This is a genomic window from Cupriavidus sp. FW306-01-F10A, assembly GCF_058782785.1.
In genome coordinates this window covers 74,120-94,807 of record NZ_JBYSYA010000002.1, presented here as the reverse complement: position 1 = coordinate 94,807, position 20,688 = coordinate 74,120, and the positions used below count along the sequence as shown (strand labels likewise).

The window sequence follows — 20,688 nt, the reverse complement described above, 5'->3', positions numbered from 1 at the left end:
ATGCTGCAGGTCAATGCACTGAACCAGTTCTACGGCGGCAGCCATATCCTGCGCAATGTCAGTTTCGACGTGCCTGCCGGCAAGCTGACCACGCTGCTGGGCCGCAACGGCGTGGGCAAGAGTACGCTGCTCAAGTGCCTGATGGGCGTGGTGCCCACGCGCAGCGGCAGCATCCGATGGGAAGGGCAGGCGCTGGAGAAGAAGGCGCCATATGAGCGCGTGTCCGCCGGGCTGGCCTATGTGCCGCAGGGCCGGGAGATCTTCCCGCGGCTGACGGTGGAAGAAAACCTGCTGATCGGCGCCGCCAGCCGGGCGCGGCCTTCAGGCGTGCCGGACCGGATCTACCAGTTGTTCCCGGTGCTGCGCACCATGCGGCTGCGCCGCGGCGGCGACCTGTCCGGCGGCCAGCAACAGCAACTGGCGATCGGGCGCGCGCTGATGAGCGAGCCGGGCCTGCTGATCCTGGACGAACCCACCGAGGGCATCCAGCCTTCCATCATCCAGGACATCGGCCGGGCGCTGCGCCTGCTGGTCGACGAGTTCGGCATGACGGTGCTGCTGGTCGAGCAGTACTACGAGTTCGCGCGGCATATTGCCGACCACTATGTCGTGATGAGCCGCGGCGAAGTGGTGGCGCGGGGTGCCGGCGCCAGCATGGAGCAGGACGGCGTGCGGGAGCTGATCGCCGTGTAGGGCGGCTGCGCGGCAGCGCCGGGATTTGTGGGTCATACGCTGCTTACGCGAAGCCAGGCAGCGCGCTATGATTGCTTGCAATTCCCGCCATTGCGCGCGCGCCTCCGCCGGCTGTCCTTGCCATGCGCCATCCCGATCTTCCTTCATCGCTCACCGTGCCCGCCGCATGGCAGGCCACCCTGCGGCTGCGCTTTGCGCAGCGCGGCGAACGCACCGCGCTGACCGAGCGGCGCCACCAGGGGCCGCTGCTGGTGCAGAAGCCGCTGTACCCGGAAGGCGGCATCTGCCATGCGGTGATCCTGCATCCACCAGCGGGCGTGGCAGGCGGCGACAGCCTGGATATCGACGTGACGGTGGAGGCTGGCGCGCACGCCGTGCTGGCCACGCCGGGTGCCACCAAGTGGTACAAGTCGCTCGGCCGCGAGGCGGCGCAGCATGTGCGCCTGACGGTGGGCGCAGGCGCGCGGCTGGACTGGCTGCCGCAGGAGAACATCGTCTTCGACGACGCCCGTGCGCGGATTTCGACCGTGCTCGACGTCGCGCCCGGCGGCAGCGCGATCGGCTGGGATGCGGTGGTGCTGGGCCGGCAGGCATCGGGCGAGCAGTGGGCCAGCGGCGCGCTGTGGCTGGATACCCGCATCGGCACGGGCGAACGCGCGTTGTGGATCGAGCAATCGCATCTTGAAGCCGAGTCGCCGCTGCGCACCGCGGTAGCCGGCCTCGATGGACTCAATGTGCTGGGCACGCTGTGGGCGGTAGGCGAGGGCGCGACGCAGGAACTGGCCGAAGCCCTGGCCGAACAGCTGCCTTATACGCCGGAGCTGCGCGCCGGCGTGACCTGCCTGGCTGCCAACGGCCAGTCGATGCTGCTGCTGCGCGTGCTGGGCCGGCACATGGAAGCCGTGAGCCACGTCATGGTCGACAGCTGGCAGGCGCTGCGCATGCCGATCCACGGTGTCGCGGCGCGGCCGCTGCGGCTGTGGGCCACGTAGGCCGCCAACAGAGACAACCGAACACAGGAAACCAGGAACAAGAGATGGAACTGACGCCGCGAGAGAAAGACAAGCTGCTGATCTTCACCGCCGCGCTGCTGGCCGAGCGGCGCAAGGCACGCGGGCTGAAGCTGAACTACCCGGAAGCGGTGGCGCTGATCACCGCCGCCATCATGGAAGGCGCGCGCGATGGCCGCACCGTGGCCGAGCTGATGCATGAGGGCACCACCGTGCTGGGCCGCGAGGACGTGATGGATGGCGTGGCCGAGATGATCCCCGAGATCCAGGTGGAGGCCACCTTTCCGGATGGCACCAAGCTGGTGACCGTCCACCATCCCATTGTCTGAGCATGACCGATTCCGATTCTGGACCGCGATAACAAGACCAACCCGAGAGCCGACATGAACCGTACCGCCTGCCTGCGCCTTGCCCTGGGCACTTCCCTGACCGTTGCCGCCGGCGCCGCGCTGGCGCATCCCGGCCACGATGCCGCCACCGTCAGCGCCAGCCTGTGGGCCGGCCTGGCGCACCCCTTCACCGGCGCCGACCATTTGCTGGCGATGGCAGCGGTGGGCGTGTGGAGCGCATTGATTGCCCGCTCGGCCGCCGACACCCTGCGCCTGCCGCTGGCCTTCGTGGCGCTGATGCTGGTGGGGGCTGCAATCGGCCTGTCCGGTGCGGCGCTGCCCGCAGTCGAACCGATGATCGCGGCCTCGTTGCTGGTGATCGGGTTGCTGCTGGCGCTGCGCGCGAAGCTGCCGGCGTGGGCCGGTACGCTGCTGGTCGGCGGCTTTGCCATCTTCCACGGCTACGCCCACGGGGCCGAACTGCCCGCCACTGCGGGCGCGCTGCCTGCGGTACTCGCATACGTAGGCGGGTTTGCGGCCGCCACCATGGCGCTGCACCTGCTGGGCATCGGCGCCGGCACGTTGCTGCGCCGCCATGCCGGCTGGCTGGCCCGCGCGGCGGGTGCCGGCGTGGCGCTGTATGGCGCCAGCCTGCTGGCGGCCTGAGGAGAATCGTCATGATCCCCGGTGAACTGATGCCCGCCGACGGCGAGATCGAACTGAATGCCGGCCGCGCCACGGTCAGCGTGACGGTGGCCAATACCGGCGACCGGCCGATCCAGGTCGGCTCGCACTTCCATTTCTACGAGACCAATGCGGCGCTGGCCTTTGACCGCGAAACCGCGCGCGGCTTCCGGCTGAATATTGCCGCCGGCACCGCGGTGCGCTTCGAGCCCGGCCAGACGCGCACGGTGGAACTGGTGGCGCTGGACGGCGACCGCATCGTCTATGGCTTCAACGGCAAGATCATGGGAGCGCTGTGATGGCAAAGATCTCCAGGCAGGCCTATGCCGAGATGTTCGGCCCGACCACCGGTGACCGCCTGCGGCTGGCCGATACCGGGCTCAGCATCGAAGTCGAGAAAGACTTCACCATCTATGGCGAGGAAGTGAAGTTCGGCGGCGGCAAGGTGATCCGCGACGGCATGGGGCAGAGCCAGCGCATGGCGAAGGACTGCGTCGACACCGTCATCACCAATGCGCTGATCGTTGACCACTGGGGCATCGTCAAGGCCGATATCGGCCTGAAGGGCGGGCGCATCGCGGCGATCGGCAAGGCCGGCAATCCGGATATCCAGCCGGGCGTCACCATCGTGGTCGGGCCGGGCACCGAGGTGATCGCGGGCGAGGGCATGATCGTCACCGCAGGCGGCATCGACAGTCATATCCACTTCATCTGCCCGCAGCAGATCGAAGAAGCGCTGATGAGCGGTGTCACCACCATGATCGGCGGCGGCACCGGGCCGGCCACCGGCACCTTCGCCACCACCGTGACGCCTGGGCCGTGGTACATGGAGCGCATGCTGCAGGCGGCCGATGCCTACCCGATGAATATCGGCCTGCTGGGCAAGGGCAACGCCAGCCAGCAGGGGCCGCTCCTGGAGCAGGTGGAAGCGGGCGCCATCGGCCTGAAGCTGCACGAGGACTGGGGCACCACGCCGGCGGCGATCGACACCTGTCTGTCGGTGGCGGACGCAACCGACACCCAGGTGGCGATCCATACCGACACGCTCAACGAAGCCGGCTTCGTTGAAGCGACCATCGCCGCCTTCAAGGGCCGCACCATCCATACGTACCACACCGAAGGCGCGGGCGGCGGCCATGCGCCCGACATCATCAAGGTGTGCGGCGAGGCCAACGTGCTGCCGTCGTCGACCAACCCGACGCGCCCGTACACGGTCAACACGCTGGACGAGCACCTCGACATGCTGATGGTGTGCCACCACCTGGACCCGTCGATTGCCGAGGACATCGCCTTTGCCGAAAGCCGCATCCGCCGCGAGACCATCGCCGCCGAAGACATCCTGCACGACCTGGGCGCGTTCTCGATGATCTCCAGCGACTCGCAGGCCATGGGGCGCGTCGGCGAGGTCATCATCCGCACCTGGCAGACCGCGCACAAGATGGCGCTGCAGCGCGGCAAGCTGCCGGGCGATCCCAACGATGCGCGCGGCGGGCACGACAACTTCCGCGTCAAGCGCTATGTCGCCAAGTACACCATCAACCCGGCGCTGACACATGGCATTGCCCATGAAGTGGGCTCGGTTGAAGTCGGCAAGTGGGCCGACCTGGTGTTGTGGCGTCCGGCGTTCTTCGGCGTCAAGCCCAGCCTGATCCTGAAGGGCGGCATGATTGCCGCGGCCGCGATGGGCGATCCCAATGCGTCGATCCCGACGCCGCAGCCGGTGCACTACCGGCCAATGTTTGCTTCGGCCGGCGGGGCGCTGCACCGTTCGTCGCTGACCTTTGTGTCGCAGGCGGCGCTGGCGGCCGGCATCGGCGAGCGCTACGGGCTGGCCAAGACGCTGTCGGCGGTGCGCGGCACGCGCACGGTAAGCAAGCGCGACATGGTGCACAATGACTGGCAACCGCACGTCACGGTCGATCCGGAGACCTACCAGGTCGTTGCCGACGGCCAGTTGCTGACCTGCGAGCCCGCCACCGAGCTGCCCATGGCGCAGCGCTATTTCCTGTTCTGACTGGCCGGGGCCCGCGCCCCGCATCGCCCATGCTGAAGATCGACAAACTCCTGAGCGCCCCGCACGGCATCGCGCCCGTGCTGGTGCGCCGCTCGCCCAAGCTGGTCCTGCCCTTCGCCGAACGCAGCAAGAGCCGCCTGCGCGCGGTGCTCGACAACGGCGACGAAGCCGCGCTGTTCCTGCCGCGCGGCACCGTGCTGCGCGGCGGCGACCTGTTGGTGGCCGAAGACGGCAGCTTCGTGGAAGTGCAGGCCGCTGCCGAGGCGGTGCTGGAAGTGCGCGCGGAAGACCCGCATGCGCTGATGCGCGCGGCCTATCACCTTGGCAACCGCCATACGCCGGTGGAGATCGGGCGCGACTACCTGCGGCTGGAATACGACGCGGTGCTGGCGGACATGCTGCAACGGCTGGGCGTGCGCGCCGAACGTGCCGAGCTGCCGTTCGAGCCGGAGGCGGGGGCTTATGGCGGCGGGCACAGGCATGGGCACGATGCGACGTTTGCGGAGGACTATGCGGCGGCGCAGGCGGTGTTTCATGAACATCATGGGCACGAGCACGGGCATTCGCATGGACAGGGTCATTCCCACGATCACGGTGATCCGCACCATGTCCACGACGAGCATTGCGGACACAAGCATTGATTGCGTGCCATGACCGGCCTGCCCCAACTGATCTCGCTGCTGCACCTGGCATCGCCATCGCTGCCGATCGGCGGCTTCAGCTATTCGCAAGGCCTGGAGGCTGCGATCGATTGTGGCAGCGTGCACGATGCGCCGAGCGCAGAACGATGGATCCGCGACAACCTGCTGCATGTGCAGGCGCAATGCGAAGCGCCGTTGTGGCTGCTGCTGCATCGCTGCTGGAAAGTGGGCGATGCCGCGCAGGTGCGGACATGGAACGACTGGTTCCGCGCCACGCGCGAGACTTCCGAGTTGCGGCTTGAGACCGAGCAGATGGGCTGGTCGCTGTCCAGGCTGATTGCGCAGATGGAGTGGGGCGCGCCCGTGCTGCGCGAGACGCTGGCGGCGCTGTCGCCGGTGTGCCTGCCGACGGCGTTCACTGCGGCATGCGTGGCGCTGCAGGTCGAGGCGCGCGACGGCCTCGCCGCCTATTGCTTCAACTGGGCCGAGAACCAGGTCGCCGCGGCGATCAAGGCGGTGCCGCTGGGCCAGGTGGCGGGGCAGCACATGCTGCGGCGCCTGCACGGCGCGGTGCTAGACACGGTCGATGAAGCCGCGCGCCGCGCCGACGCCACGCCGCCGCAACTCTCCACCTTTTCCCCGATGCTGGGCCTGCTTTCCGCGCGCCACGAAACGCAGTACTCCCGGCTGTTCCGATCCTGAACCCCTACCGCACCATGACCCAGGCCCGTACCAAGAAGAACCCTCCGCTGCGCGTCGGCGTCGGCGGCCCGGTTGGCTCCGGCAAGACCACGCTGCTGGAAATGCTGTGCAAGGCGATGCGCGACCGCTACGACCTGGTTGCCATCACCAACGACATCTACACCAAGGAAGACCAGCGCCTCTTGACGATCTCCGGCGCGTTGCCGGCGGAACGCATCATGGGCGTGGAAACGGGCGGATGTCCGCACACCGCGATCCGCGAGGACGCCTCGATCAACCTGGAGGCGGTGGACCGCATGCTGGCGCGCTTCCCGGATGCTGACGTGGTCTTCATCGAGTCCGGCGGCGACAACCTCGCTGCCACCTTCAGCCCAGAACTTTCTGATTTGACGATCTACGTCATCGACGTAGCCGGCGGTGAGAAGATTCCGAGAAAGGGTGGGCCGGGCATTACCAAGTCCGACTTGCTGGTGATCAACAAGACGGACCTGGCGCCATACGTCGGGGCATCGCTGGAAGTGATGGAGAGCGATGCGCGCAAGATGCGCGGCGCCCGGCCGTTCGTGATGGGCAGCGTCAAGTCCGGGCAGGGCCTGGACGAGGTGATCCGCTTTATCGAACGGCAGGGCATGCTGGGCGTCTAGTCTGCGCTGTCGCCCTTGGCATCGGGCGCGGCGTTGGTGGCGTGAGTCAGCGACGGGCGGAAGCTGCCCTTGCCCGCCAGCGCCCGCGCCACCGCGGCCACCAGGTTCAGCTCGGGCTCGGTCAGCTCTGCCATATGGCGCACGGTGGCCTCGATCGCCGCGCGCTGGCGGTTGCCGAAGGGCGCGCGCGATTGTTCCACCTGCAGCTGGCTGGCGTCATGGCGGCTGAAGTCGAGCATCTCCGGGGTTGGCACGGCGAGCGTCTCGGCCAGCCTGCAGATGTTGGCGAGCGCCAGGTTGCGCTTGCCGCTTTCGATGCCGCTCAGGTATGAGCGCGACAGCCCGCTCTCAAGCGACAGGGTTTCCTGGGACCAGCCCCGCTGCTTGCGTAGCCAGGCAAGATGCAATCCGAATAGTCTGAGATTTCGAGAAGTCATGGGGTCGTGAAAGGTTCGGAGTGGTCTGAGGCTAAGGGTTTGACCTTGAGGCCACGACAACTTATCCTCTTCCTCACTATCGGTGTCCGACCCGCAAATTGAGGGGTGCGCCAGGCAAAATGGCGCGACACGATGGCATCAACCGGACGGCCTGCATGGCCGAGCCAAACGGGCCACTGCGCAATGCTGCGCGCAACGCTGTCATGCGTGCGCCGAGCTGCGCGGACAGCCGCCTTGCGGCCTGTCGCCCTGCAGGGGGATTGCCATGCAGATCTTCACGCTGTTCGAGGCGCGGATGCGCGCCCTCCATGCCGACCGCCACGCGCCGTCGGACTTCATTCCCGGGTTCCAGTCACGCTTGCTTGCCGCTGCTGCCGGCCTCGGCAGCACCTGCGACTACGTCTTTCTCTGCGCCGGCGAGACCCAGGCTGAATTTGCCGCGGACTGCCATGAATGGTGGGGCTGCCTGCGCGGGGGCCTGCGGCTGTGGTCGCCCGGGCGCGGCTGCCTGCTGATGGGCGGCGGCGAGCTGTTTGCGCCTGCGCCAGGCGTGCCGATGCAGGTGCAGGCGATGGTCGACTCCATCCTGGTGCGCACCGTGCCGCAAGGGCCGGCCGATGCCTCGCGGCCGGTGGTGCTGCCTGCGGGCGGGTGGCACTGCGCGCTGGGCGGCATTGCCGCGGTCGGGGCCAATGGCGCCGAGGGGGTGGCGGGGATGCACGTGTTGCCGGCAGAGGAGGTACGGGCAGAGGGCCCGCAGCCGGAGCAGGGCATGCGGCCGGAGTTCATCCAGCTGGACCAGTCGGGCGATGACTGGGCGCAGCGGCTGCAAGCGCGCGGGCTGCGCTGGGCGCTGTGCTACCGCGGCGCCATCGGCCTGCACTGGCATGGCGCGCTGGTGCGGGCCGGTGGAGACATGGCCTTCCTGCAGCCCGGCACGCTCTACGCGCCGGACCCGCACGAGTCATGCCGGCTCGACGTGCTGTTGCCGGGCACCGGCCTGCTGTGCTGCTTCGGGCCGGGCGATGACGTCGAGGTTGGTGTTGCGGCGCGCGGCGGACGGCGCGCGGACGGGTATGCGATTGCGTGCCACGCGCTGGCGCCGGTCTGATACCAGGCGGGTCAGCCGGGGCCAGCGCCCCGGCCGCCGCAGTGCCGTGCTCAGTGCCGCTTGTATTGCGTGGCGCCGAACAGGACCTCGCGCGCCTTGTCGTCCTGCAGCGCCTTGCGCGCGCTGGCCAGCACTTCCACGCCGCGCTTGACCGCGGGGCGCTCGGCGATCTCGTTGAACCAGCGCTTCAGGTTCGGGTAGTCGTCCAGGTTCACGCCCTGGTTCTGCCAGCTGCGCAGCCACGGGAAGGTGGCGATGTCGGCGATGGTGTACTGCTCGCCGGCGAGGTAGGCGTGCTTTGACAACTGCGTGTCGATCACGCCATACAGGCGCCTGGCCTCGTTGGTGTAGCGGTTGACCGCGTACTCGATCTTCTCGGGCGCGTACATGCGGAAGTGGTGCGCCTGGCCCAGCATCGGGCCCACGCCGCCCATCTGGAACATCAGCCACTGCAGCGCCTCGTACTTGCCGCGCACGTCCGCGGGCAGGAACTTGCCGGTCTTGCCCGCCAGGTAGAGCAGGATGGCGCCCGATTCGAACAGCGAGATCGGCTTGCCGTCCGGGCCGTCGGGGTCGACGATGGCCGGGATCTTGTTGTTGGGGCTGATCTTCAGGAAGTCCTCGCCGAACTGGTCGCCGGCGCCGATGTTGATCGGATGGACCTTGTACTCCAGGCCGCATTCTTCCAGCATGATGTGGACTTTGTGGCCGTTGGGCGTGGCCCAGGTGTAGACGTCGATCATCGCAAAAGATCTCCTGGCTGCGATCGTTGGGGATGGCCACATCAACCACTGACGTGGCGAACCGGGCGATTTAAGCACAGAAGAAAAAAACGCGCAGACTGGCTGCGCGTTTTCCATACTGCCGGCAGGGCCGAAGCCCCGCGGCGTTGCCAGGCGGTCAGAACCCGCGTGCCACCGGCATCCTGATGTCGTCCGGATTCAGGTTCATGTGCTTGGCCAGCTCCAGCTTGGCAATGGCGTTGCGGTGCACCTCGTCCGGGCCGTCGGCCAGGCGCAGCGTGCGCTGGTGCGCCCACCAGTTGGCCAGCGGGAAGTCGCTGGAGACGCCGGCGGCGCCATGGACCTGGATGGCCCAGTCGATCACCTTCAGCGCCACGTTGGGGGCGATCACCTTGATCATGGCGATCTCGGCCTTGGCCACCTTGTTGCCCACGGTGTCCATCATGTACGCGGCCTTGAGCGTCAGCAGGCGCGCCATCTCGATCTCGCAGCGGGCTTCGGCGATGCGTTCCTGCGTCACGCCCTGGCTGGACACCGGCTTGCCGAAGGCCACGCGCGACAGTGCGCGCTTGCACATCAGTTCCAGCGCGCGCTCGGCCACGCCGATGCTGCGCATGCAGTGGTGGATGCGGCCCGGGCCCAGGCGGCCCTGCGCGATCTCGAAGCCGCGGCCTTCGCCCAGCAGGATATTCGAGGCCGGCACGCGCACGTTCTTCAGCTCGATCTCCATATGGCCGTGCGGCGCGTCGTCGTAGCCGAACACCGGCAGGAAGCGCTTGATGGTGATGCCCGGGGTATCGGCCGGCACCACGATCATCGACTGCTGCTCATGGCGGCCGGCGTCGGGATTGGTCTTGCCCATCACGATGTAGACCTTGCAGCGCGGGTCGCCCGCGCCCGACGACCACCACTTGGTGCCGTTGATCACGTAGTGGTCGCCGTCGCGCTCGATGCGGCATTCGATATTGGTCGCGTCCGACGAGGCCACCGCCGGCTCGGTCATCAGGAAGGCTGAGCGGATCTCGCCGGCCAGCAGCGGCTCGAGCCACTTGTCCTTCAGTTCCTCGGAGGCATAGCGCTCCAGCGTCTCCATGTTGCCGGTGTCGGGGGCCGCGCAGTTGAAGACCTCGGCCGACCAGGGCACCCGGCCCATGATTTCGCACAGCGTGGCGTATTCCAGGTTCGACAGGCCCTGCGGGGCGCGCGGCGAGCGCGGCAGGAACAGGTTCCACAGGCCGGCCGCGCGTGCCAGCGGCTTCAGTTCCTCGATCACCTTGGTCGGCACCCAGGCGTTGCCGGCGCGGCGGTTGGCGTCGATCTCCGCGGCGAAACGCTTTTCGTTCGGGTAGATGTGCTGGTCGAAGAAGGCCAGCAGCTTGGCCTGCATTTCCTTGACCTTCGGGCTGTATTCGAAATCCATGTGGTCTCCTCGCTACGGAATCAGTGGACGCCGGGGTGGGCGGCGGCGCCTCGTTGGCCTCGGCAGGCCTCGGCATCAGTGCGGCATGGGCCGATGGAATGCACTCTATCTGAAAGCTGGTAATAAGAAAAATGAATTTTCTGGATTTGCCAGTATCAATTCCCTGCATTCCGTGACAGAATCCCCGGCATGCAGCTCTCCCGCATCGACCTGAATCTCTTCGTGGTGTTCGACGCCATCTACAGCGAAGGCAGCATCACCGCGGCCGCGCGCCAGCTCAACCTGACGCAGCCCGCGGTCAGCCATGCGCTGGGCCGGCTGCGCACGCTGTTCGACGATCCGCTGTTCGAGCGGCGCGGGCAGGGCATGGCGCCCACGCCGCTGGCGCGCTCGCTGGCCGCCGAGGTGCGCAGCGCGCTGCAATCGTTCGCGCGCACGCTGCAGGATACGCCGCACTTCGATCCCACCAATACCGTGCGGCGTTTCACCATCGGCATGCGCGACGCGCTGGAATCCACGCTGCTGCCGCCGCTGATGGCGCGCGTCACGGCGATGGCGCCGCAGGTGGAGATTGCCGCGATCCGCTTCGACCGCCGCGAGATGGAATCCGAGCTGCTGGCCGGCACGCTGGACGCCGCGCTGGACATCCTGCTGCCGGTCTCGCCCGCCATCCACCACGCGCCGTTCATGGCCGATCCGATGGTGGTGCTGGCGCGGCGCGACCATCCGCTGGTGAAGAAGGAGCTGACGCTCGAGCGCTACCTCGCGGCCGAGCATGTGCACGTGTCGTCGCGCCGCCGCGGTGCCGGCCTGGAAGACCAGGCCCTGCACCGCATGGGCCTGACGCGGCGCGTGCGCCTGCGTTGCCAGCACTACGCGGCCGCGTGCCGCGTGGTCAGCTGCACCGACCTGCTGGCCACGCTGCCGCTGCGCTATGCGCGCATCGCCAATGAGCCCTATGCCAACCGCCTGCTGTCGCTGCCGTTCAAGGTGCCTTCGCTGGAACTGCACCTGTACTGGCATGCGGGCGGCGAAAACGACGGTGCCAACCGCTGGCTGCGCGAGCAGCTGATGGCGGTGATGGCCGCGCTCGGCACCGGCATGGCCGACGTAGCCGCCGCCAGCTAAGTGCCCCCGCGCCCGCACGGCGGGCACCGCAAGCGACCCCCGCGGCGCCCCGGTGCGGCGCGCGCGGGTCACACGTAAGGAATTGTTCACGGGCTAGACCCTCCCGGTCCGCGCCCATACCATCGTCCGGTCTTTCTGCCCCCGGCGCCGCCGCCGCGAGCCCGTGTCCGCACGGTGCTGGCGATGGTTGCCGCGCCGGCTGTCCGCGCCTGCGGATCCCCCGGGGCAGGTTCCTTCCTCCGATGACCACGACGATTCAGAACGATGACCGGGAAACGCTTGCTTGCTGATCACCAATCCATGCCGCTGCGACGCGCGCGGCGCACCACGCTCGCCCTGACTACCCTTTGCGCCGCCGCGGCGCTGGCGCTGTCCGCATGTGGCGGCGGTGGTGGCGATGGCGGCGACGGCGCTGCTTCGTCGGGCGCATCGCAAGCGAGCGGGCCGGCCAGCGCGCCTTCCGGCCCGAGTTCCGGCACGCCTGTCACGGCAGGTGCCTGCTATACCGTCAGCGGCACGGCGCCGGCACCCGCGGCGGGCGGCGGCATCTCGCTGCTGCCGGCGCGCGGCAGTGCGGTCAGCAATTACCGCGTGCTGGAAGAGCCGCGCAGCGCCGGCCTGTGCTACGCCAACTATCGGCGCGAGCAGGTGGGCCTGCCGCCGCTGGCGGCACGCGATCCGCTCAATACCGTGGCGCAGAACCACACTGCCTACATGCTGGCCAACGCCACGCTGACCCACGACGAGACCAGCGGCAAGCCGGGCTATACCGGCGCCACGCCCAATGAGCGCATCCAGGCCGCCTATCCGACCAACGCCACCGCGGAAGTGGTGGCCGGTGCCAACCGCTGGACTTCGGTTGCCAATGCGCAGCTGTCGATGTCGCCCAAGGACGCGCTGGTGTCGGACCTGGTCAACGCGCCGTTCCACCGCGCCGCGCTGCTGGGCAGCTACGGCTCGGCCGGCAGCGGCTTTGCCGAGCGCGTGGGCCCTGATGGCAGCGGCACCTCGGCCAGCTACTACCAGACCATCGACCTGGCCGATGCATCGAAGGGCGGCAGCGACAACCAGATGGTGGCCTATCCGTACAACGGCCAGGCCGACGTGCCGGCCAGCTGGGTCAACTCGGAAAGCCCCAATCCCGCGCCGGGCTACGAGGGCAAGACCGTGGGCTATCCGGTATCGCTGCAGGCCATCAACACCTCGCTGCAGTTCGATGCCGACAACTTCGTCATCACCGACGCGCAAGGCAACAACGTCAACTGCCTCAAGGTCGACAGCCGCTCGTCGGGCCTCTCCAGCGCCGCACGCGGCCTGGCGATCTGCACGCCGGTGGCGCCGCTGGCCAGCCAGCAGCGCTACAGCGTGCGCGTCACCGGCCGGCTGGGTTCACAGCCGGTGGACCTGAGCTGGTCGTTCACCACGCGCTGACCCGCACTCACCAGCACAGCGGCGCGCTCATTGCGGCGCGCCGTGCCGCAGCTCGATGCGCACCTGGCCCGGGGCCAGCGTGCGGTCGGCCTGCACGGCAAATGGCACCGGCGGGCGTTGCGCCGCCGGCATCGATTGCCACAGCCGTCCTGCCCATTCCCTGATTGCCTCACTGTCCGGTTCGGCCGCCAGCAGCGTGACCGATGCCGCCGCCGGCATGCGCGCGGCCGTAGCCTCGGGGTCGTCCTGGATCGACACGACCATGCCTGATGCGGTGTCCGCCGCGGGGGCGCGTGCGGCCGCCATCGGTGGCGCGGCCTTGCGCGCGAAGTCTGCCCGCGGCGCGGCCGCCGGCGGTGCCGCGGGTGCCGGCATTGCCGGCGGCGGGGCTGCCTCTGCCATGGCCGGATACGCGGGAGCGGCCGGTGCGGCGGCCACGGCCGGCGCCTGGGCGGACAAGCTTTCGGTCGCCTGCGGTGGTGGTGGCGTGGTGGCCTCGCGTGGTGCCGTGCCCCCGGCCGTCGCCGGCGCGCGGCTGCGCTGCCCGGCGTGCGCCGGGGCAGGGCGCTCTTCCCGCCGCGGGGCCGGGGCAGCTTTCGCGGCCGGCGGGTTTGCCGGCGCGGCCGTCCCGGACTCCGCCGCAGCTTGCGGTGCGGGCGCTGCTGCCATCTCTGCGGCGGGTGCCGCGGCCGGGGCGGACACCTGTTCAGGCGCCGATGCCGGCAGCAGTGCGCCGTCATCGATCTGCCGCAGCACGATACTGGTGGTCAGCCCGGCCACTGCCGCAACGCTGGCCACGAGTCCCAGCGAGCGCCACCAGCGCCGCGCGCGCGCGGCGCGCGCTGCCATGGCTTGCGCCGCTGTCCGTGTTGCCTGTGCCGGTGTTGCCGCCTCCGCCTCCGCCTGTGCCTGCAGCCACGCGCTGGCAGCGGCACCGACCGGGGCACCCAGGATATCCGCTGCGGGCTCGCCTGACGCCACGCGCGCAAGCAGCGCATCGCGTCGCGTGGCCTGCGCCGCCTGCAGGCGCGCGGCTTCTTGCAGCACCGCCGTGGCCAGTGTTGGCGGCGCGGCGAAGGGCAGGGCCGCCGCGCCGGCCCGTTGGCGATCCGCCTCCTGTTGTGCCGCACGTGCGGCCGCGTGCACCGACTCTGCCAGCGCAGCGGACGGCGCGTAGGCGGGCAGGTCCCGCAGCAGAGCTGAAAGCCGGTCCTTGCCGTCGATAAAGCGGTCGGCCGCGTTCACGACGGCGTCTCCTGCGAGCCCGGCACGTTGCCGGCCAGGTCTGCGCGCAGGCGCGCGAACGCATAGCGCAGCCGGCTCTTCACCGTCTCGAACTTCTCGCCGAGCATCTGCGCAATCTCTTCGACGCTCATGTCGCTGAAGAAGCGCAGCACCACCACCTCGCGCTGGGCGACGGGCAGCTGCAGCAGCGCGCGGTGCACGTGGTGCGCGTGCTCGCGCAACTGCAGCTCCGCTTCCGGCGACAGGTCGTCGGCCGGCATCTCCGCTGGCTGGTCGTCCAGCGCTACGCGCTGGCGCGCATCGGCGCTGCGCACCTGGTCGAGCCAGGTATTGCGCGCGATCTGGAACAGGAAGGTGCGGAACGCCGCGCCCGGCTGGTAGTCACCGCAGCGGGTCATCAGCTTGACCCAGGTCTTCTGCGCGATGTCCTCCGCTTCGCCACGGTTGCCCTGGCATAGCCAGGCCACGTAGTTGTAGAGGCCGGCGTTATGGCGGCGGAACAGCTCGGTGACTGGCTGCTCGATGATGCCGCCCGCCACCAGCAGCATCAGGTCGTGGTCGGGCAGCGCCGACAGCGCGGCGCCGGGCGTGGCGGCTGCGGGCGCGGCGGAAGGGGCGGGGGCGGGTGCCTGCATGCGCCCGAGTATAGGAGAGCGCAAGGCGGCGCGACAGCCTGCCGCGCCGCCTTGCGCCGGCTTGCGGCCCGGGCTGGTGTCAGCGTGCCGCACGCTCGGCCGGCCCGCCGCTGGTGGCGCCGGCCGGACTGGACGTGGCCAGGCTCTGTGCCAGGTCCACCAGCTTGAGGAACTCGCCCCGATAGCCGAAGCGGTCGGTGCCGCGGGCGCCCTGGGCCAGCGCGTGGGCATCGGCGTAGCGCCAGTCGCCGGTGAACTTGCCGCCGCGCAGCACCTGGCCGAAACCGGCCACCGCCGCGGCAAAGCGGAAGTCGTCATCGCCTTGCGCCAGCGGGCGGATGGCCTGCCGCGCGACGGTGATGTCCATCAACTGGCTGGTGCTGGCGGCGGGCAGCTTGTAGCGCAGCTTGATGTGCGCGAGCTCGCCGTCGCGCCCCGGCGCGGGTGCGGCCGGCTGGTAGCGCAGCGGATCGACCAGCCCGGCCTGGCCGGCCAGCGTCAGCTCATACAGCGCCGTCACGGTGTGGCCCGCGCCGATATCGCCGGCATCGACCTTGTCGTTGTTGAAGTCCTCGCGCGCCAGCATGCGGTTCTCGTAGCCGATCAGGCGATACTCCTTCACCGTGGCCGGATTGAATTCCACCTGGATCTTCACGTCGCGCGCGATGGTGGCCAGGGTCGAGCTGATCTCGCTGACCAGCACCTTGTTGCCTTCCATCAGGTTGTCGATATACGAATAGGCGCCGTCGCCGGCATCGGCCAGCTGCTCCATCAGCTGCTCGTTGTAGTTGCCGGTGCCGAAGCCGAGCGTGGACAGCGACACGCCCGACCTGCGCTTCTCTTCCACCATGCTCTTGAGTTGCCGGAAGTCGGTCACGCCCACGTTGAAGTCGCCGTCGGTGGCCAGCAGCACGCGGTTGATGCCGCCGGCGATAAAGCTCTGCTGCGCGGCCTGGTAGGCCAACGCGATGCCGCTGGCGCCGGCGGTGCTGCCCCCGGCCACGAGCTGGTCGATGGCGGTGCTGATGGCGGTCTTGTCGCTGCCCGGCGTGGGTGGCAGCGCCACGCGCGTGCCGCTGGCATAGGTGACCAGCGTGATGCGGTCCTGCGGCCGCAGCTTGTGCACCAGCAGCTTGAGCGAGGACTTCAGCAGCGGCAGCTTGTCCGGCGAATTCATCGATCCCGACACATCCACCAGGAATACCAGGTTGGCGGGCGGCAGCGCGGCGCTGGCCATGTCCTTGCCCTTGATGCCGATGCGCAGCAGCACATTGGCCGGGTGCCAGGGCGCGGGCGCCAGCGCGGCATGCACGGCGAACGGGCGGCCGTCGGCGGGCTGGGCATAGTCATAGGGGAAGTAGTTCAGCAACTCTTCCACGCGCACCGCATCGGCCGGCGGCATGCGTCCGGCATTGAGCATGCGGCGCATATTGCTGTAGCTGCCGGTATCGACATCGATGCTGAAGGTGGATACCGGCGCCTGCGCCACCAGCCTGACGCCGTTTTCCTCGATGGCGCCGTAGCGTTCGCGCTCGGCTGGCGCCGGCGGCGGCAGGTGGTAGGGCATCGCCAGCGGGGCGCGCGGGTCGATGGCGCGCATTTCCATGGCGGGTGCCACCTGGCCAGCCTTGGCGGCGTGGTCGTGCGTGGGCGCCGGGGCCGCGGGCGGCGGCACAGGCTGGGCCACTTCCGGGGGAAGCGACGGCGAATGCCCGCCGCAGGCCGACAGCGCCAGGGCGGCGGCAAGACTGGAAATGACGGCCGGTGCGCGAAGTTGCATATTGTTCTCCTGAGCGGCCGCGGGGCGGGTCCCCGGTCATGACGGCCTGTCGATGAAACGGTGCTGGCGAGGGATCGGGGTTAAGCCGGGAGAATTTTTTTGCACCTGCATGTGGCTCCCTCATGTGGCGGCAGTCAGACTTTCTTGCCCCAGGATGCTCCGATCGCCACTACAATCGTTTGATCCTTCCCCAGGAGATATCGCATGGCTCACCCTGACCTCTCTTCGATGGCGTGGCGCGGCGCGCTGGCCCTTGCCCTGACGGCGCTGCTCGGTGCTTGTGGTACCCAGGGCGGAGGGACCGCCGCGCCCGCAGCACCGGCCGCGCCGTCGGCCACGACACCGCCTGCCGCGATGCCGCCGGCCCCGGAAGTTGCCTCCGGGTATCGCCCGGGCATGTCCACCGTCTACGCGCAGCGCCACATGGCTGCCGCGGCCAACCCGCTGGCGAGCGAGGCCGGGCGCGCCATCCTGCGCCAGGGCGGCTCGGCCATCGACGCCGCCATCGCGATGCAGGCCGTGCTGACGCTGGTCGAGCCGCAGGCCACCGGCATCGGCGGCGGCGCCTTCATCATGTACTGGGACGGCAAGAACGTTCAGGCCTTCGACGGCCGCGAGACCGCCCCTGCCGGCGCCACCGAAAACCTGTTCCTGCGCCCCGACGGCAAGCCCATGGAGTTCAGCGAGGCCCAGATCGGGGGACGCTCCGTCGGCACGCCCGGCGTGATGCGCGCGCTGGAAATGGCGCACCAGAAGCACGGCCGCCTGCCGTGGGCCAAGCTGTTCCAGCCCGCCATCGACCTGGCCGAGAAGGGCTTCCCGATCTCGCAGCGGCTGTACACGCAGGTGGCGGCCGACAAGTTCCTGGCCAATTCGCCGGAGATGGCCGCCTACTTCCTGGATGCACAGGGCAAGCCCAAGCCGGCCGGCACGGTGCTGAAGAACCCGAAGCTGGCGCAGACCCTGCGCGATGTCGCCCGGCGCGGTGCCGGCGTGCTCTACAACGGTCCGATCGCGCGCGATATCGTCGCCAAGGTCAACGGCGGCAGCAATGCCGGCTCGCTGTCGCTGGCTGACCTGGGCAGCTACCGGGCCAAGCAGCGCGTGCCGGTCTGTACCGACTACAAGCGCTGGAAGATCTGCGGCATGCCGCCGCCGTCGTCGGGCGGCATCGCCATCGCGCAGATCCTGGGCACGCTGCAGGCGCTCGAGACCAAGAATCCCAAGTACGCGCTGGCCGCGCTCAAGCCGCAGGGCGTGAACACGCCGGCGGTGATGGAGGCCAATCCCGACGCGGTCCACGCGATCTCCGAAGCCGACCGCCTGGCCTACGCCGACCGTGGCCTGTACGTGGCCGATGCCGACTTCGTGCCGGTCAACGTGACCGGCCTGGTCAGCCCGTCCTACCTTGCCACACGCGCGGAGCTGATCGGCGACAAGAGCATGGGCAAGGCCCAGCCGGGGGTGCCGCCGGGCACGGCGATGGCCTACGCGCCCGACCGTTCACCGCCGCGCGTTTCCACCTCGCAGATCGTTGCGGTCGATGGCCGCGGCGGGGCGATTTCAATGACCACCACGATCGAGTCGTACTTCGGCTCCCATCTGATGGTGCGCGGCTTCATGCTGAACAACCAGCTGACCGATTTCTCCTTCGTGCCGAGCGAGAACGGCAAGCCGGTGGCCAACCGCGTGCAGCCGGGCAAGCGGCCGCGCTCGTCGATGGCGCCGACACTGGTGTTTGACCGCGAGAGCGGCCAGCTGGTCGCCACGGTCGGTTCGCCGGGCGGCTCGCAGATCATCGAGTATGTGTCCAAGACCCTGGTCGGCATGCTGGACTGGAACATGGACGTGCAGGCCGCCATCGGCATGGGCAACTTCGGCAGCCGCAACGGCCCGACCGAGGTGGAGAAGGGGCTGGTGTCGCCGGGCCTGGTGCAGGCACTGCAGCAGCGCGGCCACCAGGTGGCCGAGATCGAGATGACCAGCGGCACGCAGGCGATCATGCGCAAGCAGGGGCCTGACGGCAAGGTGGTGTGGGCCGGTGGTGCGGACCCGCGGCGGGAAGGGGTGGCGCTGGGGGATTGAGCGCCGCGCGATGCAGATGAAAAACGGGCGCCTCGGCGCCCGTCTTCTTTTGCTGCAGCAGTTGCCGCGTCAGCCCTTCGCCTTCTGCGCGTACTGCCACCCCATCTCCGCCATCGGCCGCGCGCGCTTGCCTGCGTCCAGCGCCTGCGCCGACGACGCGGTGCCGTCCACCACGCGCTTCATGATCCCCTGCAGGATGCCGGCGATGCGGAACATGCTGAAGGCCAGGTAGAAGTTCCAGTCGCCGGTGATCGGGCGGCCGGTGCGCTGCTCGTACAGGCGGCGGTAGCTGGCTTCGTCCGGGATGCCCAGCGCGGCGAAGTCAACGCCGGCAATGCCGCGGAACTGGCCCGGGGCGATATGCCAGCTCATGCAGTGATAGCTGAAGTCGGCCATCGGGTGGCCCAGCGTGGACAGTTCCCAGTCCAGCACCGCCAGCACGCGCGGCTCGGTCGGGTGGAACATCAGGTTGTCGAGCCGGTAGTCGCCGTGCACGATCGAGGTCAGGTCGGCGTCTTCCTGCGGGATATGCTGCGGCAGCCAGTCCATCAGCGCGTCCATCGACGGGATCGATTCGGTCTCGGACAGCTTGTACTGCTTGGTCCAGCGCTCGATCTGGCGCTGGAAGTAGTTGCCGGGCTTGCCGTAGTCGCCCAGGCCGATGGCGTTGTAGTCGACCGTGTGCAGCGCAGCGATGACGCGGTTCATCTCGTCGTAGATGGCGCTGCGCTCGGCGGTGCTCATGCCCGGCAGCGACTGGTCCCACAGCACGCGGCCGGCGACGAACTCCATGATGTAGAAGGCGCGCCCGATCACGGACTCGTCCTCGCACAGCGCGTACATGCGCGCCACCGGCACGTCGCTGCCGGCCAGCGCGGCCATCACGCGGTATTCGCGCTCGATCGCGTGCGCCGAAGGCAGCAGCTTGCTCTTGGGGCCGGGCTTGGCGCGCATCACGTAGGTCTGGCCCGGCGTGACCAGCTTGAAGGTCGGGTTGGACTGGCCGCCCTTGAACTGCTCCACGGTCAGCGGGCCGGCAAAGCCCTCCACGTGCTGGCGCATCCAGGCTTCCAGCGCGTCGGTGTCGAAGCGCTGCTGGTCCGCCACCGGGCGCGTGCCCTCGAAGTGCGATACGTTGCTGGTCATGCTGTCTCCGTTGGTTTTCTGTTCGGTATCGGTTGGGATTCGATCAAGTCCGCGGCGCGCTCAGCCCTGCGGCTGGCGTCCGCGCAAATACTGGTGCAGCAGCACTTCCATGGTGGTGTGGCGCGTGCCGCTGTGCACGGGCGTGGGCGGCGAGTAGTTGGTCATGCGCACCACCCAGTCGAGCGGGCCGTCGCCCATGTCGAGCACATTGATGCAGCCCGCGGTCTGCAGCAGCGAGCCGAAGAACACGCGCCGCCCGCAGGTGATGGCCTGCGACAGGATGGCGCGGTTGGTGCCGCCGTGCAGCACCATCAGCGCGGTGTCCCAGTCGGGATCGGCGCGCAGGCGCTCCAGCGCGGGCAGCACGCGGTCGAGGAACTGGCCGATGGTCTCGCCGTTGAGGAAGCGCTTGTGTTCCGGGACTTCGCCTTCGAAGGCGCCGACGAAGGCGTCGCGCAGGTCCTGGTCGGCAATCGCGGACAGGTCGCCGCCGCGGATCTCCTGCAGCGCGGGCCAGACTTCAGGCACGATGCCGTCCATCTCCGGCAGCTCGGCCAGCACGCGCTCCGCGGTCTCCACCGTGCGCGGCAGTCCGCTGACGATGACGCGGTCGAAGCGGATCTGTTCGGCGGCAAAGGCGCGGCCGGCGGCGGTGGCCTGCATGCGGCCGGTCTCGTTCAGCGGCACCATCTCGGGCAGGGCAGGGCGCCCGGCCTCGTCGAAATATGAAACGGCACCATGCCGCATCAGGTAGATGCGGCGACGCGAGGACGGCGGCAATTCCATGCGTTGTCTCCTTGTATTGTGCGG

21 protein-coding genes are annotated in these 20,688 nt (G+C 68.9%); 13 read left to right on the top strand and 8 right to left on the bottom strand.

Annotated elements, in window-relative coordinates; translation table 11 throughout:
• The 9 genes from urtE (at position 1) to ureG (ending at position 6,717) form a co-directional block, all read left to right on the top strand.
• Positions 1–693 (top strand): urea ABC transporter ATP-binding subunit UrtE, encoded by a 693-nt coding sequence (urtE, locus tag AC3WLF_RS03380; protein ID WP_492357836.1) that lies wholly within the window; start codon positions 1–3, stop codon positions 691–693.
• Between the two features lie 122 nt (positions 694–815).
• Complete coding sequence (locus tag AC3WLF_RS03375) at positions 816–1,685, top strand: urease accessory protein UreD (protein WP_492321682.1); 870 nt, start codon at positions 816–818, stop codon at positions 1,683–1,685.
• Positions 1,686–1,729: 44 nt separating this feature from the next.
• Positions 1,730–2,032 carry an urease subunit gamma gene (locus tag AC3WLF_RS03370; protein WP_010809101.1) on the top strand — a complete coding sequence of 101 codons (303 nt, stop codon included), beginning with the start codon at positions 1,730–1,732 and terminating at the stop codon, positions 2,030–2,032.
• 54 nt (positions 2,033–2,086) lie between these two features.
• The gene (locus AC3WLF_RS03365; protein WP_492357835.1) at positions 2,087–2,698 is read left to right on the top strand and encodes a HupE/UreJ family protein; all 612 of its coding nucleotides are present in this window, start codon (positions 2,087–2,089) and stop codon (positions 2,696–2,698) included.
• A gap of 11 nt (positions 2,699–2,709) precedes the next feature.
• Entirely contained in the window at positions 2,710–3,015 is a 306-nt protein-coding gene (locus AC3WLF_RS03360; RefSeq protein WP_011614866.1) for an urease subunit beta, read from the top strand.
• Complete coding sequence (gene ureC, locus AC3WLF_RS03355) at positions 3,012–4,730, top strand: urease subunit alpha (RefSeq protein ID WP_492321684.1); 1,719 nt, start codon at positions 3,012–3,014, stop codon at positions 4,728–4,730. The genes AC3WLF_RS03360 and ureC overlap by 4 nt, the downstream gene beginning before the upstream one ends.
• A 29-nt stretch (positions 4,731–4,759) precedes the next feature.
• Positions 4,760–5,371 carry an urease accessory protein UreE gene (ureE, locus tag AC3WLF_RS03350; protein WP_492352040.1) on the top strand — a complete coding sequence of 204 codons (612 nt, stop codon included), beginning with the start codon at positions 4,760–4,762 and terminating at the stop codon, positions 5,369–5,371.
• Between the two features lie 9 nt (positions 5,372–5,380).
• Positions 5,381–6,073 (top strand): urease accessory protein UreF, encoded by a 693-nt coding sequence (locus AC3WLF_RS03345; protein ID WP_492357834.1) that lies wholly within the window; start codon positions 5,381–5,383, stop codon positions 6,071–6,073.
• Between the two features lie 14 nt (positions 6,074–6,087).
• A complete protein-coding gene (ureG, locus tag AC3WLF_RS03340; protein ID WP_013956047.1) occupies positions 6,088–6,717 on the top strand; it encodes an urease accessory protein UreG in 630 nt (209 codons plus the stop codon).
• Here the strand turns inward: ureG and AC3WLF_RS03335 are convergent.
• Positions 6,714–7,154, bottom strand: coding sequence for a helix-turn-helix domain-containing protein (locus AC3WLF_RS03335; RefSeq protein WP_492321687.1), 441 nt, complete (start codon positions 7,152–7,154; stop codon positions 6,714–6,716). The genes ureG and AC3WLF_RS03335 overlap by 4 nt on opposite strands.
• A 265-nt stretch (positions 7,155–7,419) precedes the next feature.
• Here AC3WLF_RS03335 and AC3WLF_RS03330 point away from each other — a divergent pair, with 265 nt between their 5' ends.
• Complete coding sequence (locus AC3WLF_RS03330; protein ID WP_492357833.1) at positions 7,420–8,265, top strand: hypothetical protein; 846 nt, start codon at positions 7,420–7,422, stop codon at positions 8,263–8,265.
• A gap of 50 nt (positions 8,266–8,315) precedes the next feature.
• Here the strand turns inward: AC3WLF_RS03330 and AC3WLF_RS03325 are convergent, their stop codons facing one another.
• Both AC3WLF_RS03325 and AC3WLF_RS03320 read right to left on the bottom strand, forming a co-directional pair.
• Positions 8,316–9,008 carry a glutathione binding-like protein gene (locus tag AC3WLF_RS03325; protein ID WP_492321689.1) on the bottom strand — a complete coding sequence of 231 codons (693 nt, stop codon included), beginning with the start codon at positions 9,006–9,008 and terminating at the stop codon, positions 8,316–8,318.
• Positions 9,009–9,165: 157 nt separating this feature from the next.
• Complete coding sequence (locus AC3WLF_RS03320) at positions 9,166–10,428, bottom strand: acyl-CoA dehydrogenase family protein (RefSeq protein WP_010809091.1); 1,263 nt, start codon at positions 10,426–10,428, stop codon at positions 9,166–9,168.
• A gap of 189 nt (positions 10,429–10,617) precedes the next feature.
• Between AC3WLF_RS03320 and AC3WLF_RS03315 the strand changes: the two genes are divergently transcribed.
• Positions 10,618–11,556: a LysR family transcriptional regulator gene (locus AC3WLF_RS03315; RefSeq protein ID WP_010809090.1), complete on the top strand. Its 939-nt coding sequence runs from the start codon at positions 10,618–10,620 to the stop codon at positions 11,554–11,556.
• 264 nt (positions 11,557–11,820) lie between these two features.
• A complete protein-coding gene (locus AC3WLF_RS03310; protein ID WP_492321690.1) occupies positions 11,821–12,987 on the top strand; it encodes a CAP domain-containing protein in 1,167 nt (388 codons plus the stop codon).
• Positions 12,988–13,014: 27 nt separating this feature from the next.
• On the opposite strand, the gene AC3WLF_RS03305 is transcribed toward AC3WLF_RS03310, so the two are convergent.
• The 3 genes from AC3WLF_RS03305 to AC3WLF_RS03295 form a co-directional block, all read right to left on the bottom strand.
• Positions 13,015–14,232 carry a hypothetical protein gene (locus AC3WLF_RS03305; RefSeq protein WP_492357832.1) on the bottom strand — a complete coding sequence of 406 codons (1,218 nt, stop codon included), beginning with the start codon at positions 14,230–14,232 and terminating at the stop codon, positions 13,015–13,017.
• On the bottom strand, positions 14,229–14,867 hold the full coding sequence (locus AC3WLF_RS03300) for a sigma-70 family RNA polymerase sigma factor (protein WP_492321692.1): 639 nt from the start codon (positions 14,865–14,867) through the stop codon (positions 14,229–14,231). The genes AC3WLF_RS03305 and AC3WLF_RS03300 overlap by 4 nt, the downstream gene beginning before the upstream one ends.
• A 79-nt stretch (positions 14,868–14,946) precedes the next feature.
• Positions 14,947–16,647, bottom strand: coding sequence for a vWA domain-containing protein (locus AC3WLF_RS03295; protein ID WP_492357831.1), 1,701 nt, complete (start codon positions 16,645–16,647; stop codon positions 14,947–14,949).
• A gap of 204 nt (positions 16,648–16,851) precedes the next feature.
• On the opposite strand from AC3WLF_RS03295, the gene ggt reads away from it, so the two are divergent.
• Complete coding sequence (gene ggt, locus AC3WLF_RS03290; protein WP_037024366.1) at positions 16,852–18,732, top strand: gamma-glutamyltransferase; 1,881 nt, start codon at positions 16,852–16,854, stop codon at positions 18,730–18,732.
• Positions 18,733–18,801: 69 nt separating this feature from the next.
• Here the strand turns inward: ggt and AC3WLF_RS03285 are convergent, their stop codons facing one another.
• The gene (locus tag AC3WLF_RS03285) at positions 18,802–19,878 is read right to left on the bottom strand and encodes a phosphotransferase (protein ID WP_010809084.1); all 1,077 of its coding nucleotides are present in this window, start codon (positions 19,876–19,878) and stop codon (positions 18,802–18,804) included.
• A 60-nt stretch (positions 19,879–19,938) separates the two neighbouring features.
• Complete coding sequence (locus tag AC3WLF_RS03280) at positions 19,939–20,664, bottom strand: histidine phosphatase family protein (protein WP_492321694.1); 726 nt, start codon at positions 20,662–20,664, stop codon at positions 19,939–19,941.
• Between the last annotated feature and the right edge of the window lie 24 nt (positions 20,665–20,688).

What these genes read in the sequence shown, in the direction of transcription:
- AC3WLF_RS03360 (WP_011614866.1), top strand. Translation starts at nt 2,710, where the DNA reads ATGATCCCCGGTGAACTGATGCCCGCCGACGGCGAGATCGAACTGAAT.
- ureG (WP_013956047.1), top strand. Translation starts at nt 6,088, where the DNA reads ATGACCCAGGCCCGTACCAAGAAGAACCCTCCGCTGCGCGTCGGCGTC.
- urtE (WP_492357836.1), top strand. Translation starts at nt 1, where the DNA reads ATGCTGCAGGTCAATGCACTGAACCAGTTCTACGGCGGCAGCCATATC.
- AC3WLF_RS03280 (WP_492321694.1), bottom strand. Translation starts at nt 20,664, where the DNA reads ATGGAATTGCCGCCGTCCTCGCGTCGCCGCATCTACCTGATGCGGCAT.
- AC3WLF_RS03370 (WP_010809101.1), top strand. Translation starts at nt 1,730, where the DNA reads ATGGAACTGACGCCGCGAGAGAAAGACAAGCTGCTGATCTTCACCGCC.
- AC3WLF_RS03320 (WP_010809091.1), bottom strand. Translation starts at nt 10,428, where the DNA reads ATGGATTTCGAATACAGCCCGAAGGTCAAGGAAATGCAGGCCAAGCTG.
- AC3WLF_RS03310 (WP_492321690.1), top strand. Translation starts at nt 11,821, where the DNA reads ATGACCGGGAAACGCTTGCTTGCTGATCACCAATCCATGCCGCTGCGA.
- AC3WLF_RS03375 (WP_492321682.1), top strand. Translation starts at nt 816, where the DNA reads ATGCGCCATCCCGATCTTCCTTCATCGCTCACCGTGCCCGCCGCATGG.
- AC3WLF_RS03315 (WP_010809090.1), top strand. Translation starts at nt 10,618, where the DNA reads ATGCAGCTCTCCCGCATCGACCTGAATCTCTTCGTGGTGTTCGACGCC.
- AC3WLF_RS03325 (WP_492321689.1), bottom strand. Translation starts at nt 9,008, where the DNA reads ATGATCGACGTCTACACCTGGGCCACGCCCAACGGCCACAAAGTCCAC.
- ggt (WP_037024366.1), top strand. Translation starts at nt 16,852, where the DNA reads ATGGCTCACCCTGACCTCTCTTCGATGGCGTGGCGCGGCGCGCTGGCC.
- ureE (WP_492352040.1), top strand. Translation starts at nt 4,760, where the DNA reads ATGCTGAAGATCGACAAACTCCTGAGCGCCCCGCACGGCATCGCGCCC.
- AC3WLF_RS03295 (WP_492357831.1), bottom strand. Translation starts at nt 16,647, where the DNA reads ATGCAACTTCGCGCACCGGCCGTCATTTCCAGTCTTGCCGCCGCCCTG.
- AC3WLF_RS03365 (WP_492357835.1), top strand. Translation starts at nt 2,087, where the DNA reads ATGAACCGTACCGCCTGCCTGCGCCTTGCCCTGGGCACTTCCCTGACC.
- AC3WLF_RS03335 (WP_492321687.1), bottom strand. Translation starts at nt 7,154, where the DNA reads ATGACTTCTCGAAATCTCAGACTATTCGGATTGCATCTTGCCTGGCTA.
- AC3WLF_RS03285 (WP_010809084.1), bottom strand. Translation starts at nt 19,878, where the DNA reads ATGACCAGCAACGTATCGCACTTCGAGGGCACGCGCCCGGTGGCGGAC.
- AC3WLF_RS03300 (WP_492321692.1), bottom strand. Translation starts at nt 14,867, where the DNA reads ATGCAGGCACCCGCCCCCGCCCCTTCCGCCGCGCCCGCAGCCGCCACG.
- AC3WLF_RS03330 (WP_492357833.1), top strand. Translation starts at nt 7,420, where the DNA reads ATGCAGATCTTCACGCTGTTCGAGGCGCGGATGCGCGCCCTCCATGCC.
- AC3WLF_RS03345 (WP_492357834.1), top strand. Translation starts at nt 5,381, where the DNA reads ATGACCGGCCTGCCCCAACTGATCTCGCTGCTGCACCTGGCATCGCCA.